A 17,340-nucleotide genomic window follows, 5' to 3' on the forward strand; every position below is an offset into this window, starting at 1 on the left:
CACCGCCCTGCTAACGAACCAGTCCCCAGCGGAAGCCGAGAGCAACCGCGTGGGCGCGGTCGGAGGCTCCGAGCTTCTTGAACAGGCGCCGGGCGTGCGTCTTCACGGTGTCCTCGGAGAGGAACAGCTCGCGGCCGATCTCGGCGTTGGAGCGGCCGTGGCTCATGCCCTCCAGAACCTGGATCTCGCGCGCGGTGAGCGTGGGCGCGGCGCCCATCTCGGCCGAGCGCAGCCGGCGCGGGGCCAGCCGCCAGGTCGGGTCGGCGAGGGCCTGGGTCACGGTGGCCCGCAGTTCGGCGCGCGAGGCGTCCTTGTGCAGGTAACCGCGGGCGCCGGCGGCGACGGCCAGGGCCACGCCGTCCAGGTCCTCGGCGACCGTGAGCATGATGATGCGCGCGCCGGGGTCGGCGGACAGCAGCCGGCGCACGGTCTCGACGCCGCCCAGTCCGGGCATGCGCACATCCATCAGGATCAGGTCGGATCGGTCGGCACCCCAGCGGCGGAGGACTTCCTCGCCGTTGGCCGCCGTCGTCACACGCTCGACGCCGGGCACGGTCGCCACCGCGCGGCGCAGCGCCTCTCGGGCAAGCGGGGAGTCGTCGCAGACGAGGACGGATGTCATGACCGCCCTCCGCAGCTGATGCGCGTCACCTTGAGCCTCCAGGCTGGTACGGAATCGTCACCTGTGCGGTCGAACGTCTCGGACGCCTGCCCGAGCGCTTGTTGCTTCAACCGCCACCGCACTCTCAACGACGGTCACTCGAAAGAGTTACGGGGCTGCATGCCGTCTTCGGCACTCTACGTGAGGGGGCGGACACGGTGCAGACATGGACGTCAGACCCTCAACTTTTCATCACAACCAATGCCCCATTTAGCCCTTTTTCTTCCTGTTTCACAGTGTCTGGGGCTAGATTGCCAATGAGTCATATTTTCATCTCTCTAGACCGGAGATGTACGGTCGTTGGCACCGTATCCGCCCAGAACGGCTACAAGGGGTCACGTAATGGCAGATTTCTCCCGCCTTCCCGGACCGAACGCGGACCTGTGGGACTGGCAGCTCCTGGCTGCCTGCCGTGGGGTCGACAGCTCGCTCTTCTTCCATCCCGAGGGCGAGCGCGGGGCGGCTCGGAGTGCCCGTGAGAACTCGGCCAAGGAAGTCTGCATGAGGTGCCCGGTCCGCGCGGAGTGCGCGGCGCACGCGCTGGCGGTCCGCGAGCCGTACGGCGTGTGGGGCGGCCTGACCGAGGACGAGCGCGAAGAGCTCATGGGGCGGGCGCGCAACAGGCTGGTGTCGGCGTCGACAACCAGTGGCGACTCCGCCTCCGACACGTGAAAGAACGTTTCTTCAATCTGTTGACAATCCGTTGGCGATCCGCAGCCGCCGGGGCACGCGGGCGTGCCCGGCGCCTTCACGCGCGCCCGGCGCCTTTCGTCATGCCCGCCGGGCCGCCCGGCCCAGCTGTTCCAGCGTCGCCGCCACGGCCGGCACCTGTGCCAGGTCGGGCAGGGTGAGAGCGACGATCTCCCGCCGCACCGCGGGCTCCAGCACCACCGTGCGCGCGCCTCTCGGCCGTACCGACTCGATCGCCAGCCGGGGCAGCACGGCGACGCCCAGACCCGCGCCGACCAGGCCGACCACGGCCGGGTAGTCGTCGGTGGCGAAGTCGATGCGGGGCGTGAAGCCCGCGCTCTCGCACGCCTGGACGAGCTGTCCCCGGCAGCGCGGGCAGCCCGCGATCCAGGACTCGTCGGCGAGTTCGCCGAGGGCCACGGACTCCGCGCGGGCGAGCCGGTGCCGCTCGGGCACCAGGCCGACGAGACGGTCGCTCAGCAGCGGCCGCACCACCAGGTCGTCCCACTCCCCGGCCCCCGCCGCGCCCTCGTAGCGGAAGGCGAGCGCGATGTCGCAGTCGCCCGCGCGCAGCAGCTCCACGGACTCCGGCGGCTCGGCCTCCTCCAGGGAGACGCGGGTGCCGGGGTGGGCGGCGCGCAGGGCGGCGAGGGCCGTCGGGACCAGGGTGGAGCTGCCGCTCGGGAAGGAGACCAGGCGCACCCGGCCGGCCCGCAGCCCGGCGATCGCGGCGACCTCCTCCTCGGCGGCGGTGAGCCCGGCGAGGATCCCGGAGGCATGCCGGACCAGGGCCTCGCCGGCCTGGGTCAGGCGCATCTCGCGGCCGTTGCGGACCAGCAGCGGGGTGCCCACGGAGGTCTCCAGGGCCTTCATCTGCTGGCTGACGGCGGGCTGCGTGCACCCCAGTTCGCGCCCCGCCGCCGAGAAGGAACCGGTGGTGGCGACGGCGCGCAGGACGCGGAGATGACGTGCCTCGATCACCCCTGGAGCATAAGGCGGGCTTGGGCAGAGCACCCAATAACGCGTCGACGCTTTGAGGGCGGTCCCGTACCGTCGGAGCATGGAGCTTCTCTCGGTGAACCTCGGCCGTGCGACGCCGTCTCCGCACACGGACCAGGCCGACGGTGTGACCGGTATCGACAAGCGGCCGGTGGACGGGCCGGTGCGGGTGGCGGCGCCCGGGCCGAAGGGCGTCGCGGGCAGCGGGCTGGCCGGGGACAAGGTGTGCGATCTGCGCCATCACGGCGGCGACGACCAGGCGGTGTACGCGTTCGCGCGCGAGGACCTCGACGACTGGGAGAAGGAGCTCGGCCGCCCCCTGCCGAACGGCTGTTTCGGTGAGAACCTCACGACAAACGGGCTGAACGTGTCGGACGCGCTGATCGGCGAGCGCTGGCGGATCGGCTCAGAGGTCGTACTGGAGGTCACCTCCGGGCGCATCCCGTGCCGTACTTTTCAGGGCCATCTGGGCGAGCGGGGATGGGTGAAGAGGTTCACGCGGAAGGGTGCCAGCGGTGCCTACCTCCGGGTGATCGAACCGGGTGAGATCAGGGCCGGCGACCCGATCGAGATCGTGCTCCGGCCGGAGCACGGGGTGACGGCGGCGATGGAGTTCCGCGCGACGACGACCGAGCGGGAGCTGCTGCCCCGGTTGCTCGCGGCGGGCGCGGCGCTGCACCCGGAGGCGCTGGCACAGGCGCGGAAGTACGTGGCGGCGCAGGGCGGCTGACCGGCCGTCACACGCAGGCCGTTCACCGGTGCTTCACCCTTCGGGAGAGCCGGTGCGCACAGCGGACGCCGTCAGTCCGGGTAACTACCCTTGGGTCATGACAACGGCTCTGATTACGGGATCGACCGCGGGGATCGGTGCCGCGTTCGCGCGGCGGCTGGCGGCCGACGGGCACAACCTCGTCCTGGTGGCCCGGGACACCAAGCGGCTGCGCGAGCAGGCGACCGAGCTGCACGACCGGCACGGCATCGAGGCGGAGGTGCTCACCGCCGACCTGGCCGAGGACGCCGGCATCGAGTCGGTCACCGCCCGGCTCGCCGACCGCAAGAACCCGGTCGACCTGCTGGTCAACAACGCCGGCTTCGGCAACAAGGGCCATTTCCTCGACGTGCCGATGGCCGACGAGCTGCGCATGCTCAAGGTGCACTGCGAGGCAGTGCTGCGGCTGACGGCTGCGGCGGCCGACGCGATGCGGGAGCGCGGCCGCGGTGGGGTGGTCAACGTGGCGTCGGTGGCGGCGTTCGTGCCGCGCGGGACGTACGGCGCCTCCAAGGCGTGGGTCGTGCAGTTCACCCAGGGCGCGGCGCGCGATCTCGCCGGCAGCGGGGTCCGGCTGATGGCGCTGGCACCGGGTTTCGTCCGTACGGAGTTCCATGAGCGGGCCGGGATGGGCACGGACAACATCCCGGGCTGGATGTGGCTGGACGCCGACAAGCTGGTCTCGGCGGCGCTGGCCGACCTCGCGCGCGGGAAGACGCTGTCGGTCCCGGATCCCCGCTACAAGGTGCTGACGGGTCTGGCGAAGGTGGCACCGCGCGGTCTGCTGGGCGGGATCACCTCGAAGACGGGCCGCAAGTACGGGCCGCAGTAGGGAGCCGGCCGGGACACATCGGGACACACCGGAACGGGGCCGGTGAGACGATGGTGTCGTTCGGTCGCGCCCGCAGGGGGGCCGGAGGCGGTTTCATGACGTTCGTGCAGCTCATCGAGTGCAGGACCAGGCGGTTCGACGAGATGGACCGGCTGATGGACAGGTGGGTCGAGCAGACCAAGGGGAAGCGGACGGCGACGCACACGCTGGTCGGCAAGGACCGCACCGACGCGCAGCACGTCGTGGAGATCGTGGAGTTCCCGTCGTACGAGGAGGCGATGCGGAACTCGCGTCTCCCGGAGACCGACAAGGTGTTCCACGAGCTGCTGGCGCTCTGCGAGGGGACGCCGACGTTCACCGATCTGGACGTGGTGCGTGACGAGGGGTTGTACGCGGACACCGCGCGGCGGTTCTTCGACACGATCGCGGAGCCCGGCGCGCTGGCACCGCTGGACGGTCTGCTCGCCGAGGACTACCACGACCACGATCCGGTCGAGGGCCAGGACACCATCGGCATGGACGCGATGCGGCGCAAGCTGGAGATGTGGCGGCGGGCCTTCGACTTCTCGTTCCTCATCGAGGACCAGATCGCCCAGGGCGACCGGGTGTGCACCAGGTGGCTCTGGACGGGGGTGCAGCAGGCGGAGTTCATGGGGGTGCCGAACACCGGCCGGCAGGTCACCATGGCCGGGACGACGGTCCACCGCTTCGACGCCGGCGGGAAGATGGCCGAGGGCTGGCTGCAGTACGACCGGATGGGACTGCTGGCGCAGCTGGGTGCGCTGGACGCGCTGGAGAACTAGGCCGACCATCGAAGTACCCGCGAGGGGCGAAGCCCCCGTGCCCGGCGGACGACCGGGGACGGGGGCTTCCTCAGAGACTGCTGCCTCAGTGCGAGTGGCCGTGGGAGTGGCCCGCGGCGGCGGCCTCTTCCTCTTCCTTCTTCTCGACGACCAGGGTCTCGGTCGTCAGGAGCAGGGAGGCGATGGAGGCGGCGTTCTCCAGGGCGGAGCGGGTGACCTTGACCGGGTCGATGACGCCGGCCTTGACCAGGTCGCCGTACTCGCCGGTGGCGGCGTTGAAGCCCTGGCCCTTGTCGAGCTCGGCGACCTTGGAGGTGATGACGTAGCCCTCCAGGCCGGCGTTCTCGGCGATCCAGCGCAGCGGCTCGACGACGGCGCGGCGGACGACGGCCACACCGGTCGCCTCGTCGCCCGTCTTGCCGAGGCCGTCCTCCAGGACCTTCGCGGCGTGGACGAGCGCGGAGCCGCCACCGGAGACGATGCCCTCCTCGACCGCGGCGCGGGTCGCGGAGATGGCGTCCTCCAGACGGTGCTTCTTCTCCTTCAGCTCCACCTCGGTGGCGGCGCCGACCTTGATCACGCACACGCCGCCGGCCAGCTTCGCGAGGCGCTCCTGGAGCTTCTCGCGGTCCCAGTCGGAGTCGGTGTTCTCGATCTCGGCCTTGATCTGGGCGACGCGGCCCGTGACGGCCGAGGAGTCGCCGGCACCGTCGACGACCGTGGTGTCGTCCTTGGTGACGGTGACACGGCGGGCGGAGCCGAGCACGTCCAGGCCGACCTGGTCGAGCTTGAGGCCGACCTCCTCGGACACGACCGTGCCGCCGGTGAGGGTGGCCAGGTCCTCCAGCATCGCCTTACGGCGGTCGCCGAAGCCGGGGGCCTTGACCGCGACCGCGTTGAAGGTGCCGCGGATCTTGTTGACGACGAGGGTGGAGAGGGCCTCGCCCTCGACGTCCTCGGCGATGATCAGCAGCGGCCGGGAGGCACCCGCCTGGATGACCTTCTCCAGCAGCGGGAGCAGGTCGGCGATGGAGGAGACCTTGCCCTGGTTGATGAGGATGTACGGGTCCTCGAGGACGGCCTCCATGCGCTCCTGGTCCGTCACGAAGTACGGGGACAGGTAGCCCTTGTCGAAGGCCATGCCCTCGGTGAAGTCCAGCTCCAGACCGAAGGTGTTGGACTCCTCGACGGTGATGACACCGTCCTTGCCGACCTTGTCCATCGCCTCGGCGATGAGCTCGCCGACCTGCGTGTCCTGGGCGGACAGCGCGGCGACGGCGGCGATGTCGGCCTTGTCCTCGATCGGACGGGCGGAGGAGAGCAGCTCGTCGGAGACGGCGGCGACGGCGGCGTCGATGCCCTTCTTCAGGGCGGCCGGGGAGGCACCCGCGGCGACGTTCTTCAGGCCCTCGCGGACGAGCGCCTGGGCCAGCACGGTGGCGGTGGTCGTACCGTCACCCGCGATGTCGTTGGTCTTGGTCGCCACCTCCTTCACCAGCTGGGCGCCGAGGTTCTCGTACGGGTCGTCGAGCTCGACCTCGCGGGCGATGGTGACACCGTCGTTGGTGATGGTGGGGGCGCCGAACTTCTTGTCGATGACGACGTTGCGGCCCTTGGGGCCGATCGTCACCTTCACCGTGTCGGCAAGCTTGTTGACGCCGCGCTCAAGGGCGCGACGGGCGTCCTCGTCGAACTTCAGGATCTTCGCCATGGGAGCGGTTCAGCCCTCTCGGAAAGCGTGGGTGAAACGAACCGCGCCCCCGACGCCCGGCTTCATAAGGTCGCGGGGGCCAGGGGCGCAGCTCAAAGCAGAATGTGCTTCGGGTGAATTACTTCTCGATGATCGCGAGCACGTCGCGAGCCGAGAGGACGAGGTACTCGTCGCCGTTGTACTTCACCTCGGTGCCGCCGTACTTGCTGTACAGAACGACGTCGCCGACCTTGACGTCGAGCGGCAGGCGCTCGCCGTTCTCGAAACGGCCCGGGCCCACGGCGAGGACGGCGCCCTCCTGGGGCTTCTCCTTCGCGGTGTCCGGGATGACCAGGCCGGAGGCCGTGGTCTGCTCGGCGTCGAGCGGCTGGACCACGATGCGGTCCTCAAGCGGCTTGATGGCAACCTTGGAGCTGGCGGTCGTCACGATCCGACCTCCCCCTTCGGAGATCTCACGGGGTTAACTGTCTGAGGTGGCGACCAGGTCGATCCGTCGTCGCGGGTGCCGGACCTGCCCGTCGCGTTGTTGGCACTCTCGTCTGCCGAGTGCCAGAGCCGAGACTATGACCGCGATTAGCACTCGGTCAAGCGGAGTGCCAATTGCGGTCGGCGCGCCGCCGGAATCGGCCCCCTCGGACGTCACAGAGCGACGGCGGCGTGCATCTCCCACACCAGGATCTCGGCGGGCCCCGAGGCCGTCACCCGGTGCCCGCCGGTGGCCGTGAAACGAGCGGCGTCCCCCTCGCCGAGCACCCCGACACCCTCCAGGTCCACCGCACCGCGGGCGACGAACAGGTGCAGGTACGGCGCCTCGGGAAGGGTCACCTGCCCGCCGGGGCGCAGCCGTGCCGCGTACAGCGCGGCGTGCCGGTTCCGGATCCGGATGGCGCTCGCGTCCTTGTGCCGGTCCATTCCGGACGCCACCGTGACCAGCCCGCCGGACAGCAGTTCGGCGTCGATCTCCAGCTGTTCGTAGCCCGGGGTGACGCCGGCCTCGTCGGGGACGACCCACATCTGGACGAAGTGCACGGGGTCGGCGGGCGGCCGGCCGGCGGCCCGGTGGGTGTCGTTCTTCTCCGAGTGCAGGATGCCGGTGCCGGCGCTCATCCGCTGGGCCAGGCCCGGGTAGATCACGCCGGAGTGGCCGCCGGAGTCCTGGTGGACCAGGGAGCCCTGGAGCACCCAGGTGACGATCTCCATGTCCCGGTGCGGATGGGTCTCGAAGCCCGTGCCCGGCTGCACCACGTCCTCGTTGTTGACCAGCAGCACCCCGTGGTGCGTGTTGGCCGGGTCCGGCCGGTGCGTGCCGAGGGAGAACGAGTGCTTCGAGTCGAGCCAGGACAGCCGGCTCGCGAGCCGCGCGTCAGCGCGCCGCACCTCCACACCGGGTGTCAGTAGTGCGCTCATGTTGTGCCACCTGCTCCGCGCGGGGATCCATTGACGTGAATATTCAAGTTAACACGGATCCGTCTTGCACGTAATTGGTGGACGAGAGCGCCGACATTGACTTGATGATTAAAGCTATAAGGAGCCAGAGACAGCTAGAGGTAGTCCTCGAGACGGCCCACCGTCAGCCCGCTCGCCTGCACCCGGCGCAGCAGCCGGGTGGTGCGCTCTCTGAGGCTCGGTCCGAGGGCCTCGTCGGGGCCCACCAGGATGATGTCGCCGGGGCGGAGCTGCTTGTCCCCGTTCCGGTAGGTGATGCCGTCGGGTGTCATCGCCGCCCGCCACAGGACCACCGCGGTGACACCGCAGTCGGCGGCCGCGCGCAGGGTGGTGGTGTCGTAGGTGCCGTAGGGCGGGCGGAAGAGGCGGGGGCGGATACCGAAGCGGGACTTCAGCTTCTCCTGCTGGCCGCAGATCTCGGCGCGCTGGCCCGCGTACGGCAGACCGGGCATGGCCGGGTGGTCGAGGGTGTGGTTCTGGACGCTCGCGCCGACCGACTGGAGGCGGGCGAAGTGGCCGTAGCCGGGGCCGACCACGCTGTCCGTGAGGAACATGCTCACCGGCAGGCGCAGTTCGCGGACCATGTCGACGAAGCGGGGGTCCTTCTCGGCACCGTCGTCGTAGGTGAGGAAGACGACCCGGTCGGACGTGGGGATGTGGTCGACGACCGGCGGCAGGGCGGTGCGGAAGGCCAGCGGGTGCAGCGGCGGGCGGGGAGCCGGGGAGAGGGGCGCGGCCAGGCCCCACTGGCGGTACGCGGGCACGCCGGCCGGGCCGTGCGGGCGTACCCGGTCGGCCGCCTTCCTGCCGAGCCGTTCGATGGGGTCGACGGACGGGGCGCAGGCCGACAGGAGGAGGGCGGCGGCCAGCAGCGCGGCCGTCGCCCTCGGTCGGCTCACAGGTAGTCCTCCAGGCGCGCCACCGCATAGCCGTCGCGGGTGACCTTGTTCAGAAAGCGGCGCATGTCGTCGACCATGGTGCCGTCCCAGTCGTTCCGGCCCCGGAAGTGCGTGAGGACGATGTCACCGGGGTGCAGTCCGCGGTCCCACTCGCGGTACTCCCAGTGGTCGACGAACACCTCCTCGTCCCAGATCGGCGCGTACTTGATGCCGCAGGCCTTGGCGGCGCGCAGGGTGTCGCCGTTGTAGTTGCCGTAGGGCGGGCGGAAGACCGTCGGCGCCTTGCCGAACTGCTTCTTCATGATCTCCTGCATGCCGCAGATCTCGCGCTTCTGCTCGTCGTAGGTCAGGCCCGGCAGGTAGGGGTGGGTGAGGGTGTGGTTGTTGAGGGTGTGGCCCTCGGCCTGCATCCGGCGGAAGTAGCCGTAGTCGTCCTTGACCAGGTAGTTGCTGAGGAACGCGCTGTAGGGGATCCGCAGCTCGCTCATCATCCGCAGGAAGTCCGGGTCCTTCTCGGCGCCGTCGTCGATGGTGAGGAAGACGACCTTCTTCCTGGTCGGGATCGTGGTGAAGACAGGGGGCAGGTCGTCCTCCACCTGGCCGTCCACCTCGAAGCCGTCGCGAGCGGTGATCCTCGGCTTGTACTTCGGCGGAGCCGGGGGCCGCAGCGGGACCGCGTCCAGCCCCCAGCGCCGGGCGGCGGCGGCAAGGGCGGCGGGGGAGTCGGGAGCAGCACCCCGGTGGGCCTGCTGGCCCGCGGCGGGGCGGACCTCCGCCTCGCTCCCCGGTCCGGCGCAGCCGGAGACGACGGCGACGGCGGAGAGGGCGGCAACGGCCAGCACTGCCCTATTTTTGTCATTTTGTACGACTGCTCGCATGGCGTCGGATCCTTCCAGGCACCTCCCCCGAACCCGGGCAGACACCTCGGCCGGAGGCGAACCATCCACCGACTGGCCGACAATGACCCGGTGAACGACCACCTCTCCCCCCTCCTCACCCCCGAGGGCCGCGCCCTCCTCGACGAGGTGCGCGGCACCGCGCCCGCCGACGAGCTCGCCGTGGCCACCCGGCTGCGCCGCGCGCACCCCGCCGAGCTGGTGTCGGCGGCGCTGGCCCAGGCCCGGCTGCGGCAGCGGGCGGCGGCGAAGTTCGGGGAGGCGGACGCGGGCCGCATGTTCTTCACGCCGAACGGGGTCGAGCAGTCGACGCGGGCGAGTGTCGCCACGTACCGGGCTCAGCGGCTGAAGGAGCTCGGGGTGACCTCGGTGGCCGACCTGTGCTGCGGGATCGGGGGCGACGCGATCGCGCTGGCGCGGGCCGGCATCCGCGTCCTCGCCGTGGACCGGGATCCGGTGACGGCGGCCACCGCGCGGGCGAACGCCGACGCGCTCGGGCTCGCCGGCCTGATCGAGGTCAGGGAGGCGGACGTCCAGGAGGTGGACACGGCCGGCCACGACGCCGTCTTCGTCGACCCGGCCCGGCGCGGCGGCCGCGGCCGCATCTTCGACCCGGAGGCCTACTCACCGCCCCTGTCCTGGGCGGTCGAGGCCGCGTCGACGGCCCGCGCGGCCGCGCTGAAGATCGCCCCCGGCATCCCGCACGAGGCGGTCCCGGCGGCCGCCGAGGCGGAGTGGATCTCGGACGCGGGTGACGTGAAGGAGGCCGTCCTCTGGTTCGGCACCGGTGCCCCGGGAGCCGTTCGCGCCACCCTCCTCCCGGGCCCGCGCACCCTGCTCGGCCGCGGCCTCCCCGACCCCGCGGTCCGGCCGGTCGGCCGCTACCTCTACGAGCCGGACGGCGCCGTCATCCGCGCCCACCTGGTCGCCGAGGTCGCCGAGGAGCTCGCCGGCGGTCTGGTCGACCCGACGATCGCGTACATCACGGCCGACACGCTTAGCGCCACCCCCTACGCGACGGCGTACGAGATCACCGACGAACTCCCCTTCAACGTCAAGAAGCTGAAGGCACTCCTGCGCGAGCGCGAGGTCGGGAACCTGACCGTCAAGAAGCGCGGGTCGGCGGTGGAGCCGGAGGAGCTGCGCAGGAAGGCCCTGCCGAAGCCGCAGGGACGCAACACGGCGATCGTCTTCCTGACCCGGGTGGCGGGCGCCCCGACCATGCTGCTGGGCCACCCGGCACGTCCCTGAGCGCTCCGCTGGATGTGCCGCGATGTGCCGTCGAGCGTCCGCCGCGCCGTCGTGGCTGGTCGCGCCCGCCCGGCGGAGCCGCATATTGATACTGCCCCGCGCCCCTTCGGGGCGCTGTTGAACCGACGTGCTCAGATCTCCCGCGCCCGCCGCAGCAGAAGCTCCCGTTCCCGCTCGTTGCGGGCCAGGCCCGCGGCCCGTTCGAACTCCGCGCGGGCCTCGGCACTGCGCCCCAGGCGGGCCAGCAGGTCGCCGCGCACGCTCGGCAGCAGGTGGTAGTCGCGCAGGGCGGGTTCGGCGGTCAGCGGGTCCACGATCGCCAGGGCCGCCGCCGGGCCGTCCGCCATCGACACGGCCACCGCCCGGTTCAGCTCCACCACCGGGGACGGGGACCGGGCCGCCAGCAGGCCGTACAGGGTGGCGATGGCGGTCCAGTCGGTCTCCTCGTACGTGTACGCGTGCGCGTGGCAGGCCGCGATGGCCGCCTGGAGGGCGTACGGCCCCGGGGCGCCGGTCGCCGTGGCGTCCGCGCGGGCGAAGGCCCTGATGCCGCGGGCGATGAGCATGCGGTTCCAGCGGCGTCGGTTCTGGTCCCGGAGAAGGACCGGTTCGCCCTCGGGGCCGGTACGGGCGGCCGTCCGGGAGGACTGGAACTCCAGGAGGGAGGCGAGGGCGTGCACCTCCGGCTCCTTCGGCATCAGCCCCGAGAGCACGCGCGCCAGCCGCAGCGCGTCCTCGCACAGCGAGGGGCGCAGCCAGTCGTCGCCCGCCGTGGCCGCGTAGCCCTCGTTGTAGATCAGGTAGATGACGTCCAGGACCGAGCCGAGCCGGGCCTCGCGGTCGGGGCCGTACGGCACCTCGAAGGCGATGTTCTTCGTCGCGAGGGTGCGCTTGGCGCGGACGATGCGCTGGGCGACCGTCGGTTCGGGGACCAGGAAGGCGCGGGCGATCTCGGCCGTGGTCAGGCCGCCGAGGAGGCGCAGGGTGAGGGCCGTGCGGGCCTCGGGCGACAGCACCGGATGGCAGGTGGTGAAGACCAGGCGGAGCAGGTCGTCGTCGATGTCGTCCGGGTCGGCGGGCTCCTCGGGCGGGGCCGTCGTCTCCGTGCTGCGGCCGATCTCCGCGAGCTTGCGGGCGTAGTTCTCCCGGCGCCGGACCAGGTCGACGGCGCGGTGGCGGGCGGTGGCCATGAGCCAGGCGCCCGGGTTGTCGGGCACGCCCTCCCGGGGCCACTGCTCCAGGGCGGCGACGAGCGCGTCCTGCGCCAGCTCCTCCGCGATGCCGACGTCCCGGACGATCCGGGCGACGCCGGCGATCACGCGGGGCGATTCGAGCCGGAAGACGGTCTCGATGGCGTGCCGGGGGTCGGGCTCGGCGGGGGCGTCGGCCTCGGCGGGGGGCTGTGTGCTCACAGCCCCCCATGCAACACCCACCGCAGGACGCACGCCAGGAAGGTCGGCGAAGGCCGGCGAAGGTCAGCCCTCCGCGATCTCCCGGACCTCGCAGGTCACGGTCCAGAACTCCTCGTGCACCTTGAGGAACCGCTTGGTCCACTCCAGGGCCTCGGCCTTGTCCTTGCACTGCATGAGCGCGTAACCGCCGATGACCTCCTTGGACTCGGTGAACGGCCCGTCGGTGACGGAGATCTTGCCGCCCTCCCAGTGCACCCGAGTGCCCTGGGAGGTCGGCGTGAGCCCTGCGGTGTCCAGCATCACGCCGGCCTTGGTGATCTCCTCGATCAGCTCGCCCATCCGCTGCATCAGCTCCTGGCTGGGCCCCTCGGCGGGGACGGCGGTCTCGTCGATCCGCACGAGCGACAGGTAACGGGGCATGGTGACTCCTCGGTCTCGTTCCGATGCGGCGGGGCTTTTCCTCGCCGCTCACCCATGCGTCGAACGGCGGACGGGCGGATCGACACGTTCGCGAAATCTCTTCGAAGATTATTTCCCAATGAGCGTTTCCGCAGGTCAGCCAAGGCCGGACAAGGTCAGATCAGTCAGTGAAGTCCTTGAGCTTCTCCGTCTCCAGGCTGAAACCGACGGGATCCGGGAGCTCGATCACGGCGCCGAAGGCCCGGCTGGTGACGGAACGATAGACGCCGCCCTCCGGGTCGGAGTAGACGATCACGCTCGTCAGGTCCCGGTCGACGAGGAGGTACATGGGGATGCCGGCGGCCGCGTAGCCGTCGGGCTTCTCCACCCGGTCCCGCTTGTCGGCGTCCCGGTCGTGGGAGGTGACCTCGACGACCATCAGGACACCGTCCGGCTCGGCCCACTCGCCCTTGCCGACGAAGTACTCCTCGGGCGCCAGGGCACCGTCCGGCTTGGCCCTCCCCTTGCGGTAGGCCTCGACCTTCAGTCCCTGTTCCGGATAGAGGAACAACTCGGGCCGGTACTGCATGCACCGTTTGAGGAGCCAGGCGACGATCTCGCCGTGGTTGCCGTCCGGCATGGGCTTGACCCCGATCTTCCCGTTCAGGAACTCCAGGCGCGCCGACTCCGGCGCATGGCGGGCGAGCTCCTCGAATTCCTCGACGAGCATCTGGGGCCGGTCGGCAGTACTGGGGGTCATGGCGTCGCCTCCTCCCCTCCATCCTGCCCCGGCCGCGGGCGGCCCGTGCTGCAAGGTCGTCATGCGTCTGCTCCTTTCCGTGTACGAGGCCGGGTGCGCAGGGCGGCACGCAGTCGCCCCACGTGCGCGTGGACCTGGTCGGCAGTGAGGCCGGACCGCCCTCCCCGGCAGCCCTCGCAGAGCCCGCCGCGCAGCGAGGCCCCGGCCGCCGGCTCGGCGCACGCGGTGCACGCGGTGCACGCGGTGCACACGACCTCGTACCGGGTGGGCGGTTGAGGCTCCGGCTCCGGCGGGAGCTTCACGTCGAGCCGGGCGCGTACGAACCCGTACGCATGCGCCACGTGTTCCGGCAGCCCGGCGCTCATCGCCTGCACGAGCTGCGCCTCGCTCGCGCCCCGCGCGAACCATTCCGCCGCGCTCTCCTCCAGTGCGCCGCACCCCCCGGCCGACAACGCCAGCCGGGGGTCGATGCTTTCGTGGCGCACGCTACACGCCCGCGACGCTGCGGCGCGACCCGATCACGAAAAGTCATCTCGCCTGGCCAGCGGGCGACTTGGGAGGGCGGGTGAGGTGAGACCACCCACCCATTCCTTACAAAAAGGGTCTCGGATCCCGACCTCCGAAGCTCAAGCGACGACGTGCGCGACGGACTCCGTCAGGGAGGAGCAGGAGCGCGGTCAACTCGGAAGCGTCGCCCCGAAGACTGAGCTTCGAGACACGGACGTGGACGGGAAGTCACCGCAGGCCACTGACATCCCACAGCCGAACGGTCCAATCGGCACTGGCGCTTGCCAGTCGGCTGCCGTCCGAGTTGAAGTCAACGGTGAGTACGGAGGCGTTATGGCCAACGAGCAGCATCACCTCGCGGGGAGCCATGGGCTCGCCGGTGCACCGCGCCCAGCGGCCACGGCCGAGGTGCCCAACCAGTGCCCTGCGGTTGCCACAACCGGCCTCCCGGCAGGTACGGGATGCCCAGGAACAGGCCGGCGATGGTGGCCACGTTGATGGCGCTCTGCTGGTCGACCAGCATGCAGACCGCCAGGCCGACGGAGGCCAGTGCCACGCCGGCCGGCGACACGTCACGAACAAGGCGGAGCCGTGCGGGGCGCCGAGGTCCCAGGAGCTCGGCAACATGCTGCCGAGCCGCCCCGGAACTCAAAACCATCATCCTTCCGCTGTCTCCCCGTCTCAGGGCAGAAACCCGGATGCCGCCTTCGCGCAGGGCGCCCCGGCCTCCCCATGGCTCCGTGGCTTGTCGCCGGATCAGGCGCGTCGGCGGCTCTCAAGGCCGTCCGCTACCGCAACGACTCCCACAGGTCGCTCGCCGCCGGCTCCTTCGCGATCACCCGGTTGTGGTCGGAGGGCGCGGTCACCACGGGCATCATCACCGTCTTGACGTTGTCCGAGGTGAGGCCCTTGAGGCTCTGGCCCAGCCGCATCAGTTCGCTCAGCGAGTCCAGGCCGGTGTCGGTGGTGAGGCTGGAGGTGACCGCGTCGGCGACCTCGTAGAGCTTGGCCGGGTTGGTCAGCAGGCTGCTGGAGGCCATCTGGTCGAGGAGGGCCTTCACCAGCTTCTGCTGCAGGCCTATCCGGCCCAGGTCGCTGCCGTCGCCTATGCCGTGCCGGGTGCGGGCGAGCGCCAGGGCCTGGGTGCCGTTCAGGTGGTGGGTGCCCTTCTTCAGGTGCAGGTGGCTGTCGTCGTCGTCGATGTCCTGGTCGGTGGTCACGGTCACCCCGCCGAGCGCGTCGACCAGCTTCGCGAAGCCCGAGAAGTCGATCTCCAGGTAGTGGTCCATGCGGACACCGGTGATCGACTCGACCGTCTTGACCGCGCACACCGCCCCGCCCACCGAGTAGGCGCTGTTGAACATCGCGTTGTAGGCGACGGACGTCGAGCCGCCGGAGGACAGCGGGCAGGAGGGCCGGGTGACCAGGGTGTCGCGCGGAATGCTGACGACGGTGGCCGAGGTCCGGCCGGCGTCGATGTGGACGACCATCGCGGTGTCGGAGCGGGCACCCGAGCTGCTGCCGCCGCCGAGCTTCTTGTTCTCCTTGCCGCTGCGCGAGTCCGAGCCCAGCACCAGGATGTTCACCGAGCCGGTGGGCAGCGGCGACGCGGAGGCGGACGCGGACGCGGCGGCCGTCGGCGTCGTCACCGCCTTCGCCGGGCGGTCGTCCCCGAGCGCGCTGTTGATGTCGACGCTCTTGATGTTGTCGTTGAGGTGCCAGTAGACCCACCCCGCGCCCGCGATGCCGAGCGTCATGACCCCCGCCAGGGTGAGGCCGACGATCTTCAGCACTCTCGACCGCCGGCCCACCCGTCTGACCGCGTCGCCTTGCTCCTCGTGTCCCGTCACAAGGCAGGAACGTAAGTCCGAATTATTAGGGGACTGTTAGCGCGAGCGCCGCGAAGGGGTTTTCTTCGGAAAATCTCACCCTTCTCAGTCCGGGTTCAGCCCAGGGTGACGACGGGCACCGGATTGCTCCCGCTCCAGGACGCGTTGAACCCGAACGACACCGAACTCCCGTCCGCCACCGTCCCGTTGTAGGAGGCGTTGGCGCAGGACACGGCCGCGCCCGACTGGGTGCAGACTGCGTTCCAGGCCTGCGTGATCTGCTGCCCTGCGCCGTACGTCCAGCTCACCTGCCAGGACGAGAGCGAGGCGCCCGAGCAGGAGATGGTCACCTGGCCGGTGAACCCGGTGTTCCACTGGCTGCCCACGCTGTAGGCGGCGGTGCAGGCACCGGTCGGCGGCGGGGTGGTCGTGGTCCCGCCGAGCGCCTCCGCGATGCCGTAGTACGCCGGTTTCGGCGCGTAGTTCGCGTCGTACGGGGTCGCCGCGCCGTAGCCCGGGAAGGTGCTGTCCACCCACGAGTCGGAGTCGGTGAAGCCCCACACGGTGACGTTGACGCAGCGGCTCACCGCCACGCACGCGGCCACCACCGACTTGAAGTCGGCCTTCTGCTGGGCGAGCTTGGTGCTGTCGGAGGGCAGCGCCATCCGGATGTCCAGCTCGGTGATCGCCACGTCGACGCCCAGGTCGGCGAAGCGCTGGATGTTCTGCTGGAGGGTGGCCGGCACCTGGCCGAGGATGAGGTGGGCCTGGAGCCCGACCCCGTCGATCGGGACGCCGGCCGCCTTGAGCGACTTCACCAGGTTGTACAGGGCCGTGCTCTTCGCGTTGACGCCCTCGACGTTGTAGTCGTTGATGTACAGCTTGGCGTCCGGGTCGGCCGCGTGGGCCCAGGTCAGGGCATTGGCGATGTAGTCGGAACCGAGGCCGTTGTACCAGAGGGTGGAGCGGTAGGTGCCGTCCTCGTTGAAGGGTTCGTTGACGACGTCCCAGGCCGCGATCTTCCCCTTGTAGCGGCCCACCTCGGTGCTGATGTGGTTCTGCAGGAGGCTGCTCAGCTGGGCGGACGTCCAGGTGCCGTTCGTCAGCCAGCTCGGGTTCTGGCTGTGCCAGACCAGGGTGTGGCCGCGCACCTGCTGGTTGTGGGCCTGGGCGAAGGCGACGATCTGGTCGGCCTCGCTCCAGTTGAAGGTGCCCTGCGTGGGCTCGACCGTCCCCCACTTCATGGCGTTGCCCGGGGTCAGCGAGCTGAACTGGCCGCCGGCCAGGTCGCCGTAGGTGCCGGTGAGCTTGGAGCCGGTGACCGCGGTGCCGATGACCTTGCCCTTGGTGGCGGCGAGGTCGCGCAGCGGGGTGTCGGCGGCGTGCGCCGCGGGCGCCGTGAACAGCAGGGCGGCGCCGGTGACGAGTGCGGCCAGCGATAAGCCTGTCCTCAGAGATCTCATTGCGGGTGCCTCC

19 protein-coding genes are annotated in these 17,340 nt (G+C 70.6%); 5 read left to right on the plus strand and 14 right to left on the minus strand.

The window, feature by feature from the left end:
* Positions 1–10: 10 nt before the first annotated feature.
* On the minus strand, positions 11–622 hold the full coding sequence (locus SSP29_RS05935; RefSeq protein WP_003948568.1) for a response regulator transcription factor: 612 nt from the start codon (positions 620–622) through the stop codon (positions 11–13).
* A 381-nt stretch (positions 623–1,003) separates the two neighbouring features.
* Between SSP29_RS05935 and SSP29_RS05940 the strand changes: the two genes are divergently transcribed.
* Positions 1,004–1,333 carry a WhiB family transcriptional regulator gene (locus SSP29_RS05940; protein ID WP_046733109.1) on the plus strand — a complete coding sequence of 110 codons (330 nt, stop codon included), beginning with the start codon at positions 1,004–1,006 and terminating at the stop codon, positions 1,331–1,333.
* Positions 1,334–1,432: 99 nt separating this feature from the next.
* Here the strand turns inward: SSP29_RS05940 and SSP29_RS05945 are convergent, their stop codons facing one another.
* Positions 1,433–2,332 carry a LysR family transcriptional regulator gene (locus tag SSP29_RS05945; protein ID WP_089099379.1) on the minus strand — a complete coding sequence of 300 codons (900 nt, stop codon included), beginning with the start codon at positions 2,330–2,332 and terminating at the stop codon, positions 1,433–1,435.
* 79 nt (positions 2,333–2,411) lie between these two features.
* Between SSP29_RS05945 and SSP29_RS05950 the strand changes: the two genes are divergently transcribed.
* The 3 genes from SSP29_RS05950 to SSP29_RS05960 all read left to right on the plus strand — a co-directional run bounded on the left by SSP29_RS05950 (position 2,412) and on the right by SSP29_RS05960 (position 4,754).
* Positions 2,412–3,080: an MOSC domain-containing protein gene (locus tag SSP29_RS05950; RefSeq protein WP_089099380.1), complete on the plus strand. Its 669-nt coding sequence runs from the start codon at positions 2,412–2,414 to the stop codon at positions 3,078–3,080.
* A 97-nt stretch (positions 3,081–3,177) separates the two neighbouring features.
* Positions 3,178–3,951 carry an SDR family NAD(P)-dependent oxidoreductase gene (locus SSP29_RS05955; protein WP_089099381.1) on the plus strand — a complete coding sequence of 258 codons (774 nt, stop codon included), beginning with the start codon at positions 3,178–3,180 and terminating at the stop codon, positions 3,949–3,951.
* A 95-nt stretch (positions 3,952–4,046) separates the two neighbouring features.
* The gene (locus SSP29_RS05960) at positions 4,047–4,754 is read left to right on the plus strand and encodes an ester cyclase (RefSeq protein ID WP_089099382.1); all 708 of its coding nucleotides are present in this window, start codon (positions 4,047–4,049) and stop codon (positions 4,752–4,754) included.
* An 85-nt stretch (positions 4,755–4,839) separates the two neighbouring features.
* Here SSP29_RS05960 and groL read toward each other — a convergent pair whose 3' ends face one another.
* The 5 genes from groL to SSP29_RS05985 all read right to left on the minus strand — a co-directional run bounded on the left by groL (position 4,840) and on the right by SSP29_RS05985 (position 9,688).
* Positions 4,840–6,465, minus strand: a complete 1,626-nt coding sequence (gene groL, locus SSP29_RS05965) for a chaperonin GroEL (RefSeq protein ID WP_089099383.1) — start codon at positions 6,463–6,465, stop codon at positions 4,840–4,842.
* A gap of 118 nt (positions 6,466–6,583) precedes the next feature.
* Complete coding sequence (gene groES / locus SSP29_RS05970) at positions 6,584–6,892, minus strand: co-chaperone GroES (protein WP_004955293.1); 309 nt, start codon at positions 6,890–6,892, stop codon at positions 6,584–6,586.
* Between the two features lie 212 nt (positions 6,893–7,104).
* Positions 7,105–7,872, minus strand: coding sequence for a pirin family protein (locus tag SSP29_RS05975; RefSeq protein ID WP_089099384.1), 768 nt, complete (start codon positions 7,870–7,872; stop codon positions 7,105–7,107).
* Positions 7,873–8,006: 134 nt separating this feature from the next.
* Positions 8,007–8,810 carry a polysaccharide deacetylase family protein gene (locus SSP29_RS05980; RefSeq protein WP_089099385.1) on the minus strand — a complete coding sequence of 268 codons (804 nt, stop codon included), beginning with the start codon at positions 8,808–8,810 and terminating at the stop codon, positions 8,007–8,009.
* Positions 8,807–9,688, minus strand: a complete 882-nt coding sequence (locus SSP29_RS05985) for a polysaccharide deacetylase family protein (RefSeq protein WP_089099386.1) — start codon at positions 9,686–9,688, stop codon at positions 8,807–8,809. The genes SSP29_RS05980 and SSP29_RS05985 overlap by 4 nt, the downstream gene beginning before the upstream one ends.
* A gap of 90 nt (positions 9,689–9,778) precedes the next feature.
* Here SSP29_RS05985 and SSP29_RS05990 point away from each other — a divergent pair, with 90 nt between their 5' ends.
* The gene (locus SSP29_RS05990; RefSeq protein WP_150133628.1) at positions 9,779–10,957 is read left to right on the plus strand and encodes a class I SAM-dependent methyltransferase; all 1,179 of its coding nucleotides are present in this window, start codon (positions 9,779–9,781) and stop codon (positions 10,955–10,957) included.
* Between the two features lie 131 nt (positions 10,958–11,088).
* On the opposite strand, the gene SSP29_RS05995 is transcribed toward SSP29_RS05990, so the two are convergent.
* The 7 genes from SSP29_RS05995 to SSP29_RS06025 form a co-directional block, all read right to left on the minus strand.
* Positions 11,089–12,369, minus strand: coding sequence for an RNA polymerase sigma factor (locus SSP29_RS05995; protein ID WP_089099388.1), 1,281 nt, complete (start codon positions 12,367–12,369; stop codon positions 11,089–11,091).
* Positions 12,370–12,432: 63 nt separating this feature from the next.
* Positions 12,433–12,789, minus strand: a complete 357-nt coding sequence (locus tag SSP29_RS06000; RefSeq protein WP_089099389.1) for a YciI family protein — start codon at positions 12,787–12,789, stop codon at positions 12,433–12,435.
* Positions 12,790–12,949: 160 nt separating this feature from the next.
* Positions 12,950–13,528, minus strand: coding sequence for a Uma2 family endonuclease (locus SSP29_RS55055; RefSeq protein ID WP_089099390.1), 579 nt, complete (start codon positions 13,526–13,528; stop codon positions 12,950–12,952).
* Between the two features lie 59 nt (positions 13,529–13,587).
* Positions 13,588–14,013 carry a hypothetical protein gene (locus SSP29_RS55060; protein ID WP_089099391.1) on the minus strand — a complete coding sequence of 142 codons (426 nt, stop codon included), beginning with the start codon at positions 14,011–14,013 and terminating at the stop codon, positions 13,588–13,590.
* 250 nt (positions 14,014–14,263) lie between these two features.
* The gene (locus tag SSP29_RS61140; protein ID WP_089099392.1) at positions 14,264–14,662 is read right to left on the minus strand and encodes a WD40 repeat domain-containing protein; all 399 of its coding nucleotides are present in this window, start codon (positions 14,660–14,662) and stop codon (positions 14,264–14,266) included.
* A gap of 161 nt (positions 14,663–14,823) precedes the next feature.
* On the minus strand, positions 14,824–15,828 hold the full coding sequence (locus SSP29_RS06020) for an LCP family protein (RefSeq protein ID WP_089099825.1): 1,005 nt from the start codon (positions 15,826–15,828) through the stop codon (positions 14,824–14,826).
* A 152-nt stretch (positions 15,829–15,980) separates the two neighbouring features.
* Positions 15,981–17,327, minus strand: a complete 1,347-nt coding sequence (locus SSP29_RS06025) for an endo-1,4-beta-xylanase (RefSeq protein WP_089099393.1) — start codon at positions 17,325–17,327, stop codon at positions 15,981–15,983.
* Positions 17,328–17,340: the final 13 nt, after the last annotated feature.

The sequence above is a fragment of the Streptomyces hyaluromycini genome, from assembly GCF_002217755.1.
Taxonomy (GTDB): domain Bacteria; phylum Actinomycetota; class Actinomycetes; order Streptomycetales; family Streptomycetaceae; genus Streptomyces; species Streptomyces hyaluromycini.